Raw genomic sequence first — 16,785 nt, 5'->3', positions numbered from 1 at the left:
TGCAACGTCACGCATGAGGGAGGATAAGGATGGACCCGGTAGCAAAGCGGAAATGGCCGCGTTCAGGCATCGAGACGACGGTGATGGGCTTCGGCGCCGCGCCGATCGGCAACATCTTCAGACCGATCAGCGAAGAGGATTCGGCGGCGCTGATCAAGGCCGCGTGGGACGCAGGCGTGCGTTACTTCGATACGGCGCCGATGTACGGCCACGGCTTGAGCGAAGCGCGCTGCGGACAAGGCTTGCGGTGGTATCCGCGTGACGAATTCGTGCTGTCGACCAAGGTCGGGCGCATTCTGAAGCCGCGCAGGCGAGCGGAGATCGACTTTACGCCGTGGGTCGATGGCCTGCCGTTCGAACTCGCCTTCGACTATAGCTACGACGGCACCATGCGTTCGATCGAAGACAGTCTGCAGCGTCTCGGGCTGGAGCGGATCGACATCGCGCTGATTCACGACATCGACGTCTTTACGCATGGAGAGCGTCAGCCCGAGATGTTCGAGGCGGCGATGGCGGGTGCGTCGAAAGCCTTGCTGAAGCTGCGCGACGAAGGTGTGGTGAAGGCGGTGGGGCTCGGTGTCAACGAATGGCAGGTCGCGCACGAAGCGATCCGCCGGCAGGATTTCGACTGCCTGTTACTGGCGGGACGCTACACGCTGCTGGAGCAGGATGCGCTGGACGGTTTCCTGCCGCTGTGCGAAAAGCAGCAGGTGTCGGTCATTCTGGGTGGCGGTTACAACAGCGGTATTCTCGCGACGGGTGCCGTGCCTGGTGCGAAATACAACTATGCACCCGCGCCGGAAGCCATCATGGAACGCGTGCGCAAGATGGAGCAGGTCTGCCGGGATTTTTCGGTGCCGCTCAAGGCTGCCGCGCTGCAATTCGTGCTCGGCCATCCGGCGATTCCCACCAACATTCCCGGTGTGCGCACGGTGGCGCAACTCGACGACAACCTGCGAACCTTCCGCACTGACATACCCACGGCATTCTGGGCTGAATTGAAGCGCCGCGAGCTGATCAGGCAGGATGCGCCAACACCTGCATAGACCTGCACCGCGCCGGATGGGTGAGGTGCGATAACGACTCGTTGCCGCCTACGCGGCAACGAGCGGCACCAGCACAGGCCGCGAGTGCGCACGACGGTTGAGGATGTATTGACCGGGCGGCATGCCAAACGCCTTTTTAAACATGATGATGAATGCCGTGGTCGACTCGTAGCCGAGTGTCAGCGCCACGCGCTGCACGCTCACGCCCGCCGACAGATCGCGCAACGCGACAATCAGTTGCAACTGCTGCCGCCAGCGTCCAAAACTGAGTCCCGTTTCTTTCGTCACCAGACGATCGAAGGTGCGCTCGCTCATCGCCACTTCTTTCGCCCAGTCGGCGCGCGAACGCCGGTCGCCAGGATGATCGATCAACGCATTGCAGACGGGGCGCAGCTTCGGATGCACCGTCAGCGGCAGCGATAGCTGCTCGACCGGCGAGCGCGACAACTGATCGATCAGGACGGCACAGAACTGCGCATACGTATGCTCGTCCGGAAACGCGTCGCCGTGATCGGCGAGATGCACGACCATTTCGCGCACCAGCGGACTGATCGAGAGGATGCACGAATGCGACGGCAGCGTCAGCGCCGTCGGATCGACGAAAAGAAAAATGATCTGTGCATCGGGACTGGCCTTGTTGCTATGCGGCACGCTGCCCGGAATCCACACGCCCGACTCGGGCAACACCATCAATAGCGCATCGGCGACGCAGCTCATCACGCTGCCGCGCAGCGAGATGACGAGTTGCGCCTTGCGGTGCTGATGCACGGGCTGTTCGTCTTCCACTGCGGAAAGATCGACGCGCAGCGCGACAGCGGGTCTTGGCGTGACATCGGGATCGAACTGCGAGTACGACCCGTGCAGCGTCTTCGTATAGGACATGGCATCTGCCCGGCTGCGGGATCACGCCATGATTTACCCGTACAAAATCGCCTCTGACAACACGGAAAAAATTCCGCACGGCACCTGCACTGCGCCCGCACTGCACCAAAACGGAATGGCGAGATATGAAGATCGAATGACGGTCTATTAAAACGACAAGACAAAATTGTCCTCCAATACTTGTCCCATACCGACGATTCAGCGCGAAACACAGCGCGCAACTGCACCCCAACAGGAAGGACGAGATGAACGCGCCTGGCGAGATGAAAGTCATACCTATTACTGCCCTCGATGGATGTCAGGACCCGGTCCTGCTCAACGACTGGCATGTCGTCGGTTACGCCGACGAGTTTCAGGCGGGGACGATCTATCCCGCGCGTCTGCTCGAACGCGATCTGATCGTGTGGCGCGACGAATCCGGCCAGATCCACGTGTGGGAAGACCTGTGCATCCATCGCGGCGCGCGGCTCTCGAAGGGATGGATCAAGAACGATCACGTGGTATGCCCGTATCACGGCTGGGAATACGACTGCAGCGGAAAGTGCACGAGAATGCCCGCTGCCCCTGACGAAAAGCCCATGAAAAAGGCGGTGGCGTTTCCCTATCACGCAGAGGAACGCTTCGGCTTCGTGTGGGTGTGCCTCGGTGAGCCGCAAGCGGATATCCCCGCATTCCCCGATTGGGACAATTCCGACTTCATGAAAGTGCATAGCGGTCCGTATGTGTACAACGCGAACGGCTATCGCGCCATCGAGAACTTTATCGACGCGTCGCATTTCCCCTTCGTGCATGCGGGACTGAATGGCGTGAAAGACAATGCCGACCGGCTCGATCCTTACGGTGTCGAGGAAGTCGAAACGGGACTGAAGTCTTCCGAAGTGCGCGTGTTCCAGCCGGTGGGCGATGCGACGGGTCACCCGCTGGTGGCCTATTACACCTATCACGCGTTTCGACCGCTGGTGGCGTACTTCCGCAAGCGCACGCAACGCTCGGATGAAAACGGCCAGCCCATCACCGATCACTCGGACCTGTTCGGCACGTTCTTCACCGTGCAGATGATCGACGACAAACACTGCATCGTGCGGGTCTGCGCGGCGCTGAACGTGCAGCCCGCGCCGGACCCGCAAGCTGTGCGGGATCGCGCCGACATCATTTTCAACCAGGACAAGGATATCGTCGAAACGCAGCGCCCCGAACGCATCCCGACCGAGTTGCGCTATGAACTGCATCACCGCACGGATCTGATGGGGCAACGTTATCGGATGTGGCTTCGCAACAAGGGAATTTCGTATGGCGTCATCTGACACGCGCGATGATGAACTCACGCTGCGATTGAGCGACATCTCGTTTGGCGCGGACGGGATCAACCTGTACAGGTTCGCCGCAGTGGATGGACAGGCATTGCCCGATTTCGAGCCGGGTGCGCATATCGACGTGCAGACCTGTGCGGAGCATCGGCGGCAGTATTCGCTGTTGTGGCCGCCCGCCACGCCTTCGAGCTACAGCGTCGCGGTGCAGGTGGCGCAACAGGGAAGAGGCGGATCGCGGGCGCTGCATTACGACAGCGTGGTTGGGCAGACGTATCGCCTGTCGATGCCTCGCAATCATTTCCGGCTCGAACACGGTGCGAAGCGCTATGTGCTGTTTGCGGGCGGGATCGGCATTACGCCGATCGTGTCGATGTATCGAAACCTGAAACAGGCGGGCGCTTCGGTCGAACTGTATTACTGGACCGCGAATCGCAGCAGAACATTGTTCTTCGACGAACTGTGCACGGATGAACGCGTGCACCTGATGCACGACACGGCGCCCGGCCAGCCTTCGCTGCGTATCAGCGACGTGATCCGCGATCTGCCGATGGATACGCAACTGTATTGCTGCGGCCCGGAGCCGATGTTGCAGGAATTCGATGCGATATGCGCCAGCCGTCCTCAGGAAAGCGTGCATCGCGAGCGCTTCAGCGCGCCGGAAAGCCTGCCCGCCGACGCCTTCCAGGTGCGGCTCGTGCGTTCCAATCGCACGTTGACCGTCACGGCAGGCGAGACGCTCTTGCAGGCGTGTCTCGATGCCGGTGTCGACGTGTCGTATTCGTGCGAGGAAGGCGTGTGCGGAGCATGCGAAGTGAAGGTGCTGGCGGGCGAGGTAGACCATCGCGACGCGGTATTGACGCCCGCGCAGCGCAAGACGCATGGCTGCATGATGATCTGTTGCTCGCGAGGCGTGGGATCGTCTCTCGTACTCGACATCTGATGGCGCTTTAACGGGCAACACAACGGCAAGATCGAAGGATGAAAGCTGGATCGGTCCATGCCATAAACAAAGGATGACTAATGAAAATCGCAATCATCGGCGGTGGGATTGGCGGCGTGACGCTCGCCCTCGCGCTGCAGCAAAAAGGAATCGAAGCGCATGTGTTCGAACGCGCGCAGGCATTCGGCGAGATCGGCGCAGGCGTGCAGATGACGCCCAATGCCGTCAAGGTGCTGAAGGCACTGGGACTGGCAGAGAGCCTTGCCGCGGTCGGTTTCCTGCCTGAAGCGATGATGGGCCGCAACTGGGAAAGCGCGCGGCAACTCTTTCGCACGCCGCTCAAGGAAATCTGCCCACGCCTGTTCGGCGCCGATTTCTATCACGTGCACCGTGCCGATCTGCACGCCATTCTGTCGCGCGATCTGAAGCCGGAGAACGTCACGTTCAACGCGCAGTGCGAGCGCATCACGCAGAGCAACGGCAAGGCGACGGCTCACTTCGCAGATGGCACGTCGTACGAGGCGGATCTGATCGTCGGTGCGGACGGGATTCATTCCGTGGTGCGCGCTGCGCTGTGGGGCGAAGCGCCTGCGAGCTTCACGGGGCATATGTGCTGGCGTGCGCTCGTGCCGGTGGACCAGCATCCGTTGCCGTTCGTGAGTCCCGACGCGTCGTTCTGGATGGGACCAAAAGCGCACGTCGTCACGTATTACGTCAAGGGCGGCGCGGCCGTGAATATCGTCGCGGTGAACGAGAGCGCTGAATGGGGCGCCGAATCGTGGACGGAGCCGAGTTCGCGCGAAGAACTGCTCGATGCCTATGAAGGATGGCATCCCGATCTGGTCGATCTGTTCAAGCTCACGGATAGCTCCACCACCTTCAAATGGGGCTTGTTCGATCGCGATCCGATGACGCAATGGTCGAAGGGTGCCGCCACGCTGCTCGGCGACGCTGCGCATCCGATGCTGCCGTTCCTGTCGCAAGGCGCGGCGATGGCCATCGAAGACGCCTATGTGCTCGCCGAAGCGCTGGTGCATTTCGAACAGATAGACGATGCGCTGTCCGCCTATGAGGCCGAGCGGCGTCCGCGCACCGCGCGCGTGCAACTCGAAGCGCGTGAACGCGGGCGTACCTATCACCTTGCGTCGCCCGAAGAGCAGGAAAAGCGCGACCGCGAAATGGAATTGCAGCAGAAGAACAATCCGAACGCTGTCGGCATCAAGGCGGAATGGGTTTACGAGTACGACGCGGTTCGCTGCGCCGAGCGCTTTCATCAAACGGCATGAGCGCGTCCTTCACGGACTCGCAGCGAACCTCAGCCACATTCGGCGCATACACGAAATGGGACAGACGATGACGAAGCAATACCGGATCGGCCAGATCGTGCCGAGTTCGAATACGACGATGGAGACGGAGATTCCCGCCATGCTGCTGGCTCGCCAGACGATTCGCCCCGAGCGCTTCACGTTCCACTCCAGCCGCATGCGCATGAAGCGCGTCGTCAAGGAAGAACTGGCAGCGATGGATGTCGAATCGGACCGTTGCGCGACGGAATTGAGCGATGCACGCGTCGATGTGCTCGGCTATGCGTGCCTCGTGGCGATCATGGCAATGGGACATGGCTATCACCGCGTATCGCAGGCGCGTCTGACGGAGCGCACGGCGGAGAACGATGCACAGGCGCCCGTCATCACGAGTGCGGGCGCGCTGATCGATGCGCTGCGCGTGATCGGCGCGCGCAGGATCGTCGTGGTGGCGCCGTATCTCAGGCCGTTGACTGAGCTGGTGGTCGATTACATCCGTCATGAGGGCTATGAGGTGATCGACTACTGCGCGCTGGAGATTGCCGACAACCTCGCCGTCGGGCGACACGACCCGCAACGCTTGCCGGACATCGTCAAGACGCTGCGTTACGAAGATGCCGACGCCATCGTGCTGTCCGCCTGCGTGCAGATGCCGTCGCTGCCGGCCATCGCCAAAGTCGAGGCCATGACGGGCACGCCCGTCATCACCGCTGCCGTCGCGACGCCGTACGCAATGCTCAAGCAACTGGGACTCGAAGCGGTCGTGCCGGGTGCGGGCGCGCTGCTGTCGGGCGCGTACTGACCGACGGAGCGCGCGATGGACACACCTGACACCTTCGTTTGCGGCGCGAATGTGCACGCGAACGGCATCCGTCAACACTATCTTCGCTATGGCGGCCAGCGTGGATCATGCGCGATGCGGGACCCCGTCGTCATCGTGCCGGGCATCACGAGTCCGGCAGCGACGTGGGGCTTCGTCGGCGCGTGGTTCGGACAGGCTTTCGATACGTATGTGCTGGATGTGCGCGGACGCGGACTGTCGTCGGCGGGAGACACGCTCGACTATTCGCTCGACGCACAAGCCGACGATCTGATCGCGTTCGCCCAAGCACTGGGATTGACGCGTTACAGCGTAGTCGGCCATTCAATGGGCGCGCGCATCGGCGTGCGGGCCGCGCGCAGCCAACCCGTAGGCATGACACGCCTCGTGATGGTCGATCCGCCTGTGTCGGGCCCGAACCGGCGTGCGTATCCGGCCAGGCTGCCGTGGTATGTCGATTCAATGCGCCTCGCACGTGAAGGCATGACGGCAGACGCGATGCGCGAGTTTTGCCCGACATGGACCGATGCACAACTGCAATGCCGCGCCGAGTGGCTGCATACCTGCGACGAACGCGCCGTGCTGGCGAGCTTCGACGGCTTTCATACCGACGACGTTCACGCCGACATGCCGCACGTGTCGATTCCCGTTCTGCTGATGACAGCAGCACGCGGCGATGTGGTGCTGCCCGAAGACGTCGATGAAATCCGCGCGCTGATGCCGCAGTTGCAGCACCACCGCGTCGCCGATGCGGGCCACATGATCCCGTGGGATAACGAAGCAGGCTTCTACGACGCCTTTGGCGCCTTTCTCGGCGCAGCGTTGCCATCGATGAAAAAGGGAGAAAGCGATGCCGGTTAGCGACTATCAGATGATCGAGTCGTGGAAGCAGGTGCTGCGCCTGTCGCGTGTCGAAGCGGGACAGACCATCACCATTCTGACGAGCGCGACGACGCATCCTCAGACGCTCGCCACGGCATTGATCGCCGCACAGTCGATGGGTGCTGTGGTGAATCGTCTCGATCTGCCGCCCGTGAATGGCGAGAAGGCGCTTAGCCGCGATTCGCTGGCGTATCTCGGCACCACGCCGCTGACGGGGAATCGCGCTGCGATTGCCGCGCTGAAAGAAAGCGATCTCGTGCTCGATCTGATGACGCTGCTGTTCTCACCCGAGCAACTCGACATCCTTAAAACAGGCACGAAAATTCTGCTCGCCGTGGAGCCGCCCGAAGTGCTCGCGCGTCTGGTGCCCAACACGGCCGACCGTGAACGCGTGCTCAACGCCCAGGCGCGGATTGCCCGTGCAAAGACGATGCATGTGAGTTCGCGGGCGGGCACTGACCTGCATTGTCCCATCGGCGAATTCGAGCCGATTGCCGAGTACGGTTTCGTCGATGAGCCAGGCCGCTGGGACCACTGGCCAAGCGGGTTCGTGCTGACGTTTCCCGACGAGGGCCGCGCGCATGGCCGTATCGTGATCGATCGCGGCGACATCCTGTTGCCGCAAAAGCGCTACGTGCAGGACGCCATCGAACTGACGGTCGAAGACGGCTTCGCCACGCGTATCGAAGGCGATGTCGATGCGGCGCTGCTGCGCGATTACATGGAGTCGTTCCGCGACCCGGAAGCGTACGCGATCTCACACATCGGCTGGGGACTGCAGCCGCGCGCCCGCTGGTCGACGCTTGGACTGTACGACCGCGAAGCGACCATCGGCATGGATGCACGCGCCTATGAAGGCAATTTCCTCTTTTCGCTCGGGCCCAACAACGAAGCGGGCGGCGCGCGCACGACGGCCTGCCACATCGATATTCCGTTACGCGATTGCACCGTTTCGCTCGACGGCGAGGCCGTGGTGCGTCACGGCAAGGTAATCGATCACTGACCGCATTCATGGCATTTCAACATCCGACATCATGTCCACAGAACTCGACACCTACCGCCGCCAGGGCTTCGGCTCGACGCTCGAACCGCTCGCGCCAGTCGCGCTGCTGATCATCGATTTCGTGAACGGCTTCGCCGATCCCGAGGTGTTCGGTGGCGGCAACATTCCCGCCGCGATCGAACGCACGGTGCCGCTGCTGGCTCATGCGCGCGCACAGCGCTGGCCTGTTGCCCACACACGCATTGTCTACGCCGATGACGACGCGGATCACAACGTGTTCTCGCTCAAGGTGCCGGGCATGCTGACGCTGAAGGAACATGCGCACAACAGCGCGATCGTCCCCGAGCTCGCACCGCGTGACGGCGAACTGGTCGTACGCAAATCGGTGCCGTCGGCGTTCTTCGGTACGTCGCTCGCCGCATGGCTCGCGCATCGTGGCGTGCGCACGCTGGTCATCGCGGGCGCGGTGACGAGTGGCTGTGTGCGCGCGAGTGTCGTCGATGCGATGCAGTACGGCTTCCGGCCATTCGTGCTGTCCGATTGCGTGGGCGATCGCGCCATCGCGCCGCACGATGCGAATCTGTTCGACATGGCGCAGAAGTACGCCGCCGTGATGCCGCGCGACGACGCGCTGGCAATGTTCGGCGCTCTGCCGCCGCAACGTTGAGCGCGCACTAGAGAGGCCACGAGATACACAACCACAGACGAAGAAGAGCAGAAGAGGGGACGTGCTGGTCGCCGGATTCGGCGGTTTGCCGTGGCTTGCCACAGCGGGCCAACGATGGGGCAGTGTCAATGCGAGACGCAACGATCTTGAAGGGCGCTCGCCAGTAGGTGTCGGATCCTGCCACGCGGCGGATGGTCCGGATTTTCGCTTCGTTCATTCATTCTTTCTGGTAAGGATTCGAGATGAGTTCCAGTGCGTTCAAGCTTCGTCCTGTTGCATGTCTGATCGGCGTCGCGCTGTCGGTTTTCGCCGTCGGTGCGCAGGCACAGGACACGGTGGTGAAGATCGGCGTGGTTGCGCCGATGTCGGGTGGCAATGCCGCGTATGGCAAAGACATCGAAGCGGGTGTGAAGATGGCCGTGACGGAGGCCAACGCGAAGCACCCGACGATCGGCGGCACGCCTGTCCGCTTCGAAGTGATGTCGGGTGACGATCAGGCCGATCCGCGCATCGGCGTGCAGGTTGCGCAGCAGCTTGTCGACGGTGGCGCGACGGTGGTGGTGGGGCACTTCAATTCAGGTACGACATTGCCCGCGTCGCAGATCTACGCGAAGGCGGGTATCCCGATGCTCACGCCGTCGGCCACCAACCCGACCATCACGCAGGCTGGGTTGTCGACGGTGTACCGCGTGATCGCCAACGACGCGCAGAATGCAGGTGCGGCAGGCAACTACGCGATGCTCGTGACGAAAGCCAAGCGCATCGCCGTGCTCGACGACCGCACGGCATTCGGACAGGGCGAGACCGAGGAGTTCGAAAAGGCCGTAAAGGCGGCAGGCGGCACCATCGTCGACCGGCAGTTCACCAGCGACAAGGCCGTCGATTTCAGCGCGCAACTCACGCACATCAAGAGCATGAACGTCGATCTGCTGTATTGCGGCGTGCTCGACGCGCAAGCCGCGATGATCGTCAAACGCATGCGGCAGCTTGGCATGAAGACGCAATTCGTCGGCGGTGGCGGCGTGATGGACGCGGATTTCATCAGGCTCGCCGGTCCGGCCGCCGAGGGCGCGATGGCGTGGGAGTACGGGCATCCGCTCGAATCGACGTCGGCGGGCAAGCATTTCGCGAGCGACTTCAAGAAGACGTATGGCACCGACATGCTCGCCTACGCACCGTTCGCGTACGACGCAGCCGGTCTCGCGATCAAGGCGATGCTGCAGACGAACTCGGTGAAGCCGGAGGTGTTCAATGCAGCCATCAAGTCGAGCGACTATCAGGGATCGACGGGCAAGATCGTGTTCGAGGCGAACGGTGATCTGAAAGACGCTGCGTCGACGCTCTATCAGGTGAAGGATAACGCCTGGTCGCCCATCGTCACGAAGGCGGGCAGTTGATGCCTGGCGGACTATCGGCAGGGATGGTCCGCCGAATTTTGTATTGATAGCATGTGTTGACTTCATGACGAGACGGGCGAAAGACATTCAGGCCTGTTGTTGCGGGCCTGTCTGCGATCAACGCCGGCACTCACGATCTTTGTCCCACACGTAAAGCATCCATGTCTTCAACCAGCATCGCAATCCGGCAGCGGGAGTGGCCCATTTATGTCGTGCTCGCATTCGTGAGCATGAGCTTTTCGGCGACGGGCCCCGTTGCCATCATCATCGCCGCCGCACGCCAGGGCGGCCTGTCGATGCAGCAGACGTCCTCGTGGCTGTTTGCGGCACTCGCGATCAACGGTCTCGCGAGCATTGTCATCAGCTGGAAGACGAAGCAGCCGCTGCTGTTTCTGTGGACCATTCCCGGCGCTGTGCTAGTGGCGCCTGTGATCGCGCAATACGGATTCGCCACCGCCGTTGGGACGTATCTGGTCTGCGCGGTCACGCTGATTCTGCTCGGCATCACGAATGCCGTCGCCGTGCTCGACCGCTGGGTGCCGATGCCCGTCGTAATGGCGATGATCGCGGCGCTGTTCCTGCGCTACGTGCTCGCAATCGTCGACGCCACCGCGAGCGCACCGCTGGTGAGCGTGGCCATGCTCGGCGCGTTCTTCGTGCTCACGTGGATGGAACGTCGTGGTAAGCGGGCCATTCCGCCTATCATCGGCGCGGTTGTGGCGGGCGCGGTGATGCTGCCTGTCAGCGGCTTCCATTGGCCGCATGGCGGCAGCAACGCGTGGATCGCCACGCCCATGCTGACCAGTCCCGTGTTCAATCTGCATGCCATTTCGCAGTTGCTCATTCCTCTGCTCGTCACGGTGCTGTTCGTGCAGAACGCGCAGGGCATTGCAGTGATCCGCAATGCGGGTTATGCGACGTCGTCGAAGCTCGTCACGCTATGCAGCGGCGTGTTGACGGCATTGACGGGTGTGTTCGGTGGATGTCCGTCGGTGCTGGCAGGACCGTCGAATGCGATCCTTGTCTCGGGTGGCGCGTATGGCCGCCACTATGTGGCGGCACTGATCGCCTCCGCGATGTTCATCGCGATCGGATGCTGCGCGACGGGTTATGTGTGGCTGCTGACTACGCTGCCGGCTGCCTTCGTCGTGGTGCTGGCAGGACTGGCGATGCTCGGCGTGCTGGAGAAGGCGTTTGCTTCGGCCTTTTCATCGCCGTATCCGATGAGCGCGCTCGTCGTGTTCGTGGTGACGAGTGCCAATTTCAGTTTGCTCGGTATCGGTTCGCCGTTCTGGGGTGTGGTCGCGGGTTGCGCCGTGTGTCACATCATCGAGCGCGGATAGCGCTTTATCTACCTGAAAAACGAGGCCAACGATGGTGGCGCCGCAGCGCGAAACGCTTCTTTCAGCGATTTACTTTCTGTCGTTCCTAGTGGCCGTAGTCATGTGCGCGCTGCATTTCGATACGGGCGAATCGATGCTGCTGTGCGTGAGTGCCTTCGCACAGATACTGCATCACGCGTCGCGGGCTCGCGTATAAAAAATGCGCCCATGCTGCCGCATCTGCAGGCAAGGGCGCACTACGTCATGCGTCGATTGACGACGCCGTGCTGGCGTCAGATCTTCGGCGGCGACTCGACCTGCAGACCCGTGGTCGGATCGAGGAAGAGTTTGCGCTGATTGTGACCATCACCGCGCCGATTGAAGTCGAACATGCCCATGATGCTGCCGGCATGTGCATCGAACGATCCACCGCCGAGACGCTCGCCGTCGAGCCAGTTGTCTTCGATGAACCGCACCACCGACGACTGATCGATCAGCGTATGGTCGACGTGATTTTCCTTCGCCCACGGCGAGATCACGACGAACGGCGTGCGCGTGCCGGGACCGCAGCGGCCATTGACGGGTTTGCCCGCTACGCCATTGTGTGCCGAACCCGTGCCGCAGATACCCGGCGCATTCAGCTGGTCGGCGACCGAATCATACGAGGCGCTCGTCGGCATCGTGTACGCATGGTCGTACCAGCCATCCGAGTCGTCCCATGCAACGATGACGGCCGTGTCGTCCCATTCCTTCTGCTGCTGAAGGAAGTTGACCACCTTCGTGACGAAAGCCTGTTCGTCGAGCGGATCGGAATAGCCCGCGTGACCGTCCTGGTATGCCGGTGCCTTCAGGAAGCTCACTGCCGGGAAATTGCCGGCCTTCACGGCGTCGAAGAAGTCGTCCGTATCGTATTGATGGTTGGCGGGGTCAGGCGTTCTGCTGTCCTTTCCCTTGCTGTGGCCGATTGCACGGATCGAGCTCGGGCGCAGATGTTGCGGGTTCGCCGTCGAAGCGTAGTACTGGAACCAGTTGTGGTGCGGAATATAGTCGGCCGTCGCAGCGCCGACGACAGTGGACAGCGTGCTGCGCTTGCACCCCGTGGTGCCGTTGCTGTTCGTCGTGCCGAGGTTGAAGCCGCCCATGAAGCCGCCCCACGAAATGTCGCGTGCGTTCAGCAGGTCGCCGATATTCTTGCCGCTCATCAACGCGGTATCGGTGGTGCTGGAGCACATGTCGTTGGCCGGGTCGACGTCGTTGATCATCGTGAAGCCGCCTTGCCCGTCGTTCACATAGTACGAACCGGCGACGGAAGGCTGCTTGGTGGTCAGCACGACTTTCATGCCGTTGGTCTGGCCGGATACCACTTCGAGTGCGCCCGGCGTGGACGGACCATATGTCGATGTGTACGCGTTGTCGCTCATCGCAAAGCGCTGTGCGTAGTTCCACAACGCAGTGACCGTGTTGCCGTCGTAGTAGCCCATTACCTGGCCAGCCGTGCCGAACGCGCCTGCGCCGCCTGCCGTGCCTTTACCCGTGAATTTGGGGAAGAGATCGGCTGCGCCGTTGTCGTAGGCCTGCTGCTCGGCCGTGTACGCGTGGTTCTGGTCGGCGGTGGCGGCCTGCGTGCGGTCGAGGCGGAACGGATTGGCCGCGCTCGTCCCATTCGCCGCATTGGTCGCATTGGGATTGCTTGTGAGCAGGCTGCCTGACAGGCCGTTGACTTCAGGCGTGCCTGGCTGCGCGCGAAATGCCGGTTCGCCCGCGGGATTGCTCGCGTGCGGATAGGTCGCGAAGTAATGGTCGAACGAAATGTTCTCGCCATAGATCACAACGAGGTGCTTGATAGGTGTTGCCGTATGGGTTTCGTTCCGTCCGTCTCTGCCGTGCTCGTCGCTGCCGGCACTCCACGCGACTGTCGATGCAAATGCTGCGGCCGTGAGCGAACCCAGTGCTACCTGACGCCATTGCATATGTGGCTCCTTTTTTGGAATTCATCTTGCGGGGATGATCGCGGCGCGCAGAAAACAGGTGCTTCAGGTACTCGTCCTGTTGCTGGTGCCGTTCAGAGCTGGAGGCCTCGGGACAGTGGCTCCGCGAGTGCGAAGTCATTAAAGCATCGACGTATGAATGCTCAACGTCAGAGTCCTTACGAGATATTTTCGATTGCGAGGTTTTTGAAGGATTTCGGCGCGCTTGCAGACGAGTCGTCGTGACAGGTGGCCACGGGCGTTTCGTTCATGCCTTTGTAAATGGCGAGGGCCAATGTGCGTCGCACTGCAACGATCGACTGTTGCGCGAGCAGTGCAGCTTCACATCACGACTCTCTGCGTTGAATCGATGAAGAATACTGTAGGGTTGCTCGTCTACTCTTTTATCGGCTGACTATCAGAAGGGAGTGTTAGCCAGCCGTTGCAACCAGGAGATAGGCCATGATGAAGACGTTAGTCCAGGCAGTTTGCGCGGTCGCCGTCATTGCTGCGCCGATGGTATCGATGGCTCAGTCGGAAGGATCGCTGACCCGCGCGCAAGTGGAAGCCGAGCTTGCCCAGCTTCAACAGGCCGGCTTCAATCCGGCCAATGCGAATACTGTCGATTTTCCATCCAACCTGCCGACCGCCGATATGGGCGCGGGAGCGCAGAACAGCGGCTACGGCCCTGCCACCAACGGTTCGTCGCAAATGGGGCGTCCCGCCAGCACGAGTGGAATGAAGCCGGTGTTTTTCGGCGGGTCTTAAGCAGTTTTCGGCCGTCAGGCCACATATGCAGAACCTGCCGTCTTGATGCGAGACGGCGGGGGATGCTGTTCTGTTTTCTCTGAAGACACGGGTAGCACGCCCGTCCGTCCAAAACACGCATGTTTGCATCTGTTGCTGCGTTCGCGCGTCCCCGCACTGTAATCGCTTCTCCACGCCGCATCGTCATCGCCGAAACAGGAATCGGGCCATACTGGGAACCGACCCTGTGCGCGCACATCAAAGCGTTGAAAGAACTCGACGATCCACACAATGACGACAGAACAGGATATCTCCGGCCTCTTCGCAGGCCGCGGCTCACTGACAACGCGAATCAATCTCGGCAAGGCCGCACGCAAGAAGGTCTCGCGAGAAAAGCTTGCGGATTGCAAGCTTGAAAAGCGCGATCCGATCGTGTTGCTCGAAGCATCGAACGCGGGGCGCGTACCCGAACTGATACCGATTCGCTATGGCCGCATGCTCGCGAATCCGTTTGCGTTCTATCGCGGGTCTGCGCCAGTCATGGCATTCGATCTGGCCAGCTTGCCGCACTCGGATATCACCGTGCAACTCGGTGGCGATGCGCATCTGGCCAACTTCGGGCTGTTTGCGAGTCCCGAGCGGCGCATTCTGTTCGGGCCCAACGATTTCGATGAAACGCTGCCAGGACCGTTCGACTGGGACATGCGCAGGCTGGCGGCTTCATTCGTGATCGCGGCCCGAGAGCGCGGCTTCGTCACCCGCGATCAACGCGCGATCGTGCGGCGCCTGTGCGAGACGTTCCGGCAGCGCATTGCCGCGTTCGCCAAAATGGACACGCTCGATGTCTGGTACTACCAGTTCAGGGCCACGACGCTGCTCGAACTCGCCGATACCGCCGAAGAGCGGCAAAAGGAACTGGCTGTCATCGACAAAGCACGCCTGCAGTCATCGCGCTCCGTGATGAGTCACGCGACGGAGATGGTGAATGGCAAGCTGCAGATCCGCGAGGCGCGGCCGCTGGTGTACCACATCCCCGTAGAAGGCAAGCGGGAACGCAAGCAGTATGACGATATGGTCCGCCGTTTCTTTGCCGATTACCGGCTGACGCTGCCTGATGAGCGGCGCGCGCTCTTCGACCGTTACGAACTGGTCGATGTCGCGATCCGGGTAGTGGGCGTCGGGTCGGTGGGCACGCGCTGCTACGAGGCGCTGTTCATGGCAGATGGCGAGTGTCCGCTTTTCCTTCAGCTCAAGGAAGCGAGGGCGTCCGTGCTGGAAGGGTATCTGCCCGCCAGCCAGTATCGCAATCATGGCCAGCGCGTGGTGACGGGGCAGCGTCTGCTTCAATCGGCCAGCGACATCTTTCTCGGCTGGTCCAAGATGCAGCACACAGGCGGCGACTTCTACGTGCGCCAGCTACGCGACATGAAAGGCGCTTTCGACTTCGCCACCTTCGATGTAGAAGATCTCTCCGAGTATGCGGTGTCGTGCGGCACGGCACTGGCCCAGTCGATGGCGAAAGCAGGCGATCCCGCGTTGATCGCGGGCTATGTCGGCAAATCGTCAGCGTTCGATGAAGCGATCGAGCGATTCGCGCTGGCATATGCAGAGCAGAACGAGGCCGACTGGCGTGCATTGAAAGCCGCCGTTAAGGCGGGCCGCGTGCAGGCCATATTGAACGCGTAGCGGGCGATCTCTACGCATTTCCCGTTCTGTGTATCTGCGGAAGTCTTCTGTGTTTGAAGTAAGAGCATGCTGATTGTCGTCGATGAAAGCTATTTGTTCAGTCATGCAAATCGTCGAGTCACAAACAGTCTGCATCATAGCGAGGACGCTCGTGTTGACTCATTCCCGGGTGCGAATCGACTGAGAGTGAACACAATGGAAAATCTCCATGCCGTGAAGGCCGATGTACTCGAGTATGCGCCGCGCCTCGGCGACGAAGTGATGCACCTCGAGAACGTCATGCGCGGCTTCGACAAGGGGCAGGGCGAACTGCTCGTGCTCGACGGCGTGAACCTGTCGTTGCGCGAAGGTGAGATCGTCGGCCTGCTGGGCCGCTCCGGGTCGGGCAAATCGACGCTGTTGCGCATTATCGCCGGGCTGATCGAGCCGACGAGCGGCGACGTCACGTATATGAGCAAGCCGCTCAGAGGGCCAGCCGAAGGTGTCGCGATGGTGTTTCAAACCTTCGCGCTGTTTCCGTGGCTGACCGTGCAGCAGAACGTGGAAGCGGGGCTCGAAGCGCTCGGCGTTGGCGCGCGCGAGCGTCGCGAGCGCGCGCTGGCCGCCATCGATCTGATCGGTCTGGACGGTTTCGAGAATGCGTATCCGCGTGAGTTGTCGGGCGGTATGCGTCAGCGCGTCGGTTTTGCGCGTGCGCTGGTGGTCGATCCGACCTTGCTGCTGATGGACGAGCCATTCTCCGCGCTCGACGTGCTGACGGCGGAAACGCTGCGTACCGATCTGCTCGATCTGTGGACGCAAGGCCGCATGCC

General features: G+C 61.5%; 15 protein-coding genes. 13 read left to right on the top strand and 2 right to left on the bottom strand.

All coding sequences use genetic code 11. The features are described from left to right. The first annotated feature begins 29 nt into the window (after positions 1-29). Positions 30-1,046 (top strand): aldo/keto reductase, encoded by a 1,017-nt coding sequence (locus tag DK391_RS15460; protein ID WP_109478846.1) that lies wholly within the window; start codon positions 30-32, stop codon positions 1,044-1,046. Between the two features lie 48 nt (positions 1,047-1,094). Here DK391_RS15460 and DK391_RS15455 read toward each other — a convergent pair whose 3' ends face one another. After that, positions 1,095-1,928, bottom strand: coding sequence for an AraC family transcriptional regulator (locus tag DK391_RS15455; protein WP_109478845.1), 834 nt, complete (start codon positions 1,926-1,928; stop codon positions 1,095-1,097). A gap of 245 nt (positions 1,929-2,173) precedes the next feature. Here DK391_RS15455 and DK391_RS15450 point away from each other — a divergent pair, with 245 nt between their 5' ends. From DK391_RS15450 to DK391_RS15410, 9 genes are all read left to right on the top strand, one after another. After that, positions 2,174-3,232, top strand: a complete 1,059-nt coding sequence (locus DK391_RS15450) for an aromatic ring-hydroxylating dioxygenase subunit alpha (RefSeq protein WP_204117370.1) — start codon at positions 2,174-2,176, stop codon at positions 3,230-3,232. Further along, positions 3,219-4,178, top strand: coding sequence for a PDR/VanB family oxidoreductase (locus DK391_RS15445; RefSeq protein ID WP_109478844.1), 960 nt, complete (start codon positions 3,219-3,221; stop codon positions 4,176-4,178). The genes DK391_RS15450 and DK391_RS15445 overlap by 14 nt, the downstream gene beginning before the upstream one ends. A gap of 80 nt (positions 4,179-4,258) precedes the next feature. Next, on the top strand, positions 4,259-5,464 hold the full coding sequence (locus DK391_RS15440) for an FAD-dependent monooxygenase (protein ID WP_109478843.1): 1,206 nt from the start codon (positions 4,259-4,261) through the stop codon (positions 5,462-5,464). A 67-nt stretch (positions 5,465-5,531) separates the two neighbouring features. After that, positions 5,532-6,284: an Asp/Glu racemase gene (locus DK391_RS15435; RefSeq protein ID WP_109478897.1), complete on the top strand. Its 753-nt coding sequence runs from the start codon at positions 5,532-5,534 to the stop codon at positions 6,282-6,284. A gap of 15 nt (positions 6,285-6,299) precedes the next feature. Next, positions 6,300-7,163, top strand: coding sequence for an alpha/beta hydrolase (locus DK391_RS15430; RefSeq protein WP_109478842.1), 864 nt, complete (start codon positions 6,300-6,302; stop codon positions 7,161-7,163). Next, a complete protein-coding gene (locus DK391_RS15425) occupies positions 7,153-8,187 on the top strand; it encodes a 2,5-dihydroxypyridine 5,6-dioxygenase (RefSeq protein ID WP_109478841.1) in 1,035 nt (344 codons plus the stop codon). Before DK391_RS15430 ends, DK391_RS15425 begins: the two co-directional genes overlap by 11 nt. 31 nt (positions 8,188-8,218) lie before the next feature. Then, positions 8,219-8,854, top strand: a complete 636-nt coding sequence (locus DK391_RS15420) for an N-carbamoylsarcosine amidohydrolase (RefSeq protein ID WP_109478840.1) — start codon at positions 8,219-8,221, stop codon at positions 8,852-8,854. A gap of 242 nt (positions 8,855-9,096) precedes the next feature. Further along, the gene (locus DK391_RS15415; protein ID WP_109478839.1) at positions 9,097-10,251 is read left to right on the top strand and encodes a branched-chain amino acid ABC transporter substrate-binding protein; all 1,155 of its coding nucleotides are present in this window, start codon (positions 9,097-9,099) and stop codon (positions 10,249-10,251) included. Between the two features lie 161 nt (positions 10,252-10,412). Further along, on the top strand, positions 10,413-11,594 hold the full coding sequence (locus DK391_RS15410; RefSeq protein ID WP_109478838.1) for a benzoate/H(+) symporter BenE family transporter: 1,182 nt from the start codon (positions 10,413-10,415) through the stop codon (positions 11,592-11,594). A gap of 272 nt (positions 11,595-11,866) precedes the next feature. Here the strand turns inward: DK391_RS15410 and DK391_RS15405 are convergent, their stop codons facing one another. Next, complete coding sequence (locus DK391_RS15405; protein ID WP_109478837.1) at positions 11,867-13,543, bottom strand: alkaline phosphatase family protein; 1,677 nt, start codon at positions 13,541-13,543, stop codon at positions 11,867-11,869. Between the two features lie 462 nt (positions 13,544-14,005). Between DK391_RS15405 and DK391_RS15400 the strand changes: the two genes are divergently transcribed. From DK391_RS15400 to DK391_RS15390, 3 genes are all read left to right on the top strand, one after another. Continuing rightward, positions 14,006-14,308, top strand: a complete 303-nt coding sequence (locus DK391_RS15400) for a DUF4148 domain-containing protein (protein WP_109478896.1) — start codon at positions 14,006-14,008, stop codon at positions 14,306-14,308. 270 nt (positions 14,309-14,578) lie between these two features. Beyond that, the gene (locus DK391_RS15395) at positions 14,579-15,973 is read left to right on the top strand and encodes a DUF2252 domain-containing protein (RefSeq protein ID WP_109478836.1); all 1,395 of its coding nucleotides are present in this window, start codon (positions 14,579-14,581) and stop codon (positions 15,971-15,973) included. 195 nt (positions 15,974-16,168) lie between these two features. Then, positions 16,169-16,785, top strand: a 617-nt coding sequence (locus tag DK391_RS15390) for an ABC transporter ATP-binding protein (protein WP_162600812.1), incomplete at its 3' end; no start/stop codon positions are given.

The organism is Paraburkholderia sp. C35, assembly GCF_003121405.1.
Lineage (GTDB): Bacteria > Pseudomonadota > Gammaproteobacteria > Burkholderiales > Burkholderiaceae > Paraburkholderia.
This window is presented reverse-complemented; position numbering and strand designations above follow the sequence as displayed.

Bases quoted from the DNA above. Each gene is read 5' to 3' on its own strand.
- DK391_RS15460 (WP_109478846.1), top strand. From the start codon at position 30: ATGGACCCGGTAGCAAAGCGGAAATGGCCGCGTTCAGGCATCGAGACG.
- DK391_RS15455 (WP_109478845.1), bottom strand. From the start codon at position 1,928: ATGTCCTATACGAAGACGCTGCACGGGTCGTACTCGCAGTTCGATCCC.
- DK391_RS15450 (WP_204117370.1), top strand. From the start codon at position 2,174: ATGAACGCGCCTGGCGAGATGAAAGTCATACCTATTACTGCCCTCGAT.
- DK391_RS15445 (WP_109478844.1), top strand. From the start codon at position 3,219: ATGGCGTCATCTGACACGCGCGATGATGAACTCACGCTGCGATTGAGC.
- DK391_RS15440 (WP_109478843.1), top strand. From the start codon at position 4,259: ATGAAAATCGCAATCATCGGCGGTGGGATTGGCGGCGTGACGCTCGCC.
- DK391_RS15435 (WP_109478897.1), top strand. From the start codon at position 5,532: ATGACGAAGCAATACCGGATCGGCCAGATCGTGCCGAGTTCGAATACG.
- DK391_RS15430 (WP_109478842.1), top strand. From the start codon at position 6,300: ATGGACACACCTGACACCTTCGTTTGCGGCGCGAATGTGCACGCGAAC.
- DK391_RS15425 (WP_109478841.1), top strand. From the start codon at position 7,153: ATGCCGGTTAGCGACTATCAGATGATCGAGTCGTGGAAGCAGGTGCTG.
- DK391_RS15420 (WP_109478840.1), top strand. From the start codon at position 8,219: ATGTCCACAGAACTCGACACCTACCGCCGCCAGGGCTTCGGCTCGACG.
- DK391_RS15415 (WP_109478839.1), top strand. From the start codon at position 9,097: ATGAGTTCCAGTGCGTTCAAGCTTCGTCCTGTTGCATGTCTGATCGGC.
- DK391_RS15410 (WP_109478838.1), top strand. From the start codon at position 10,413: ATGTCTTCAACCAGCATCGCAATCCGGCAGCGGGAGTGGCCCATTTAT.
- DK391_RS15405 (WP_109478837.1), bottom strand. From the start codon at position 13,543: ATGCAATGGCGTCAGGTAGCACTGGGTTCGCTCACGGCCGCAGCATTT.
- DK391_RS15400 (WP_109478896.1), top strand. From the start codon at position 14,006: ATGAAGACGTTAGTCCAGGCAGTTTGCGCGGTCGCCGTCATTGCTGCG.
- DK391_RS15395 (WP_109478836.1), top strand. From the start codon at position 14,579: ATGACGACAGAACAGGATATCTCCGGCCTCTTCGCAGGCCGCGGCTCA.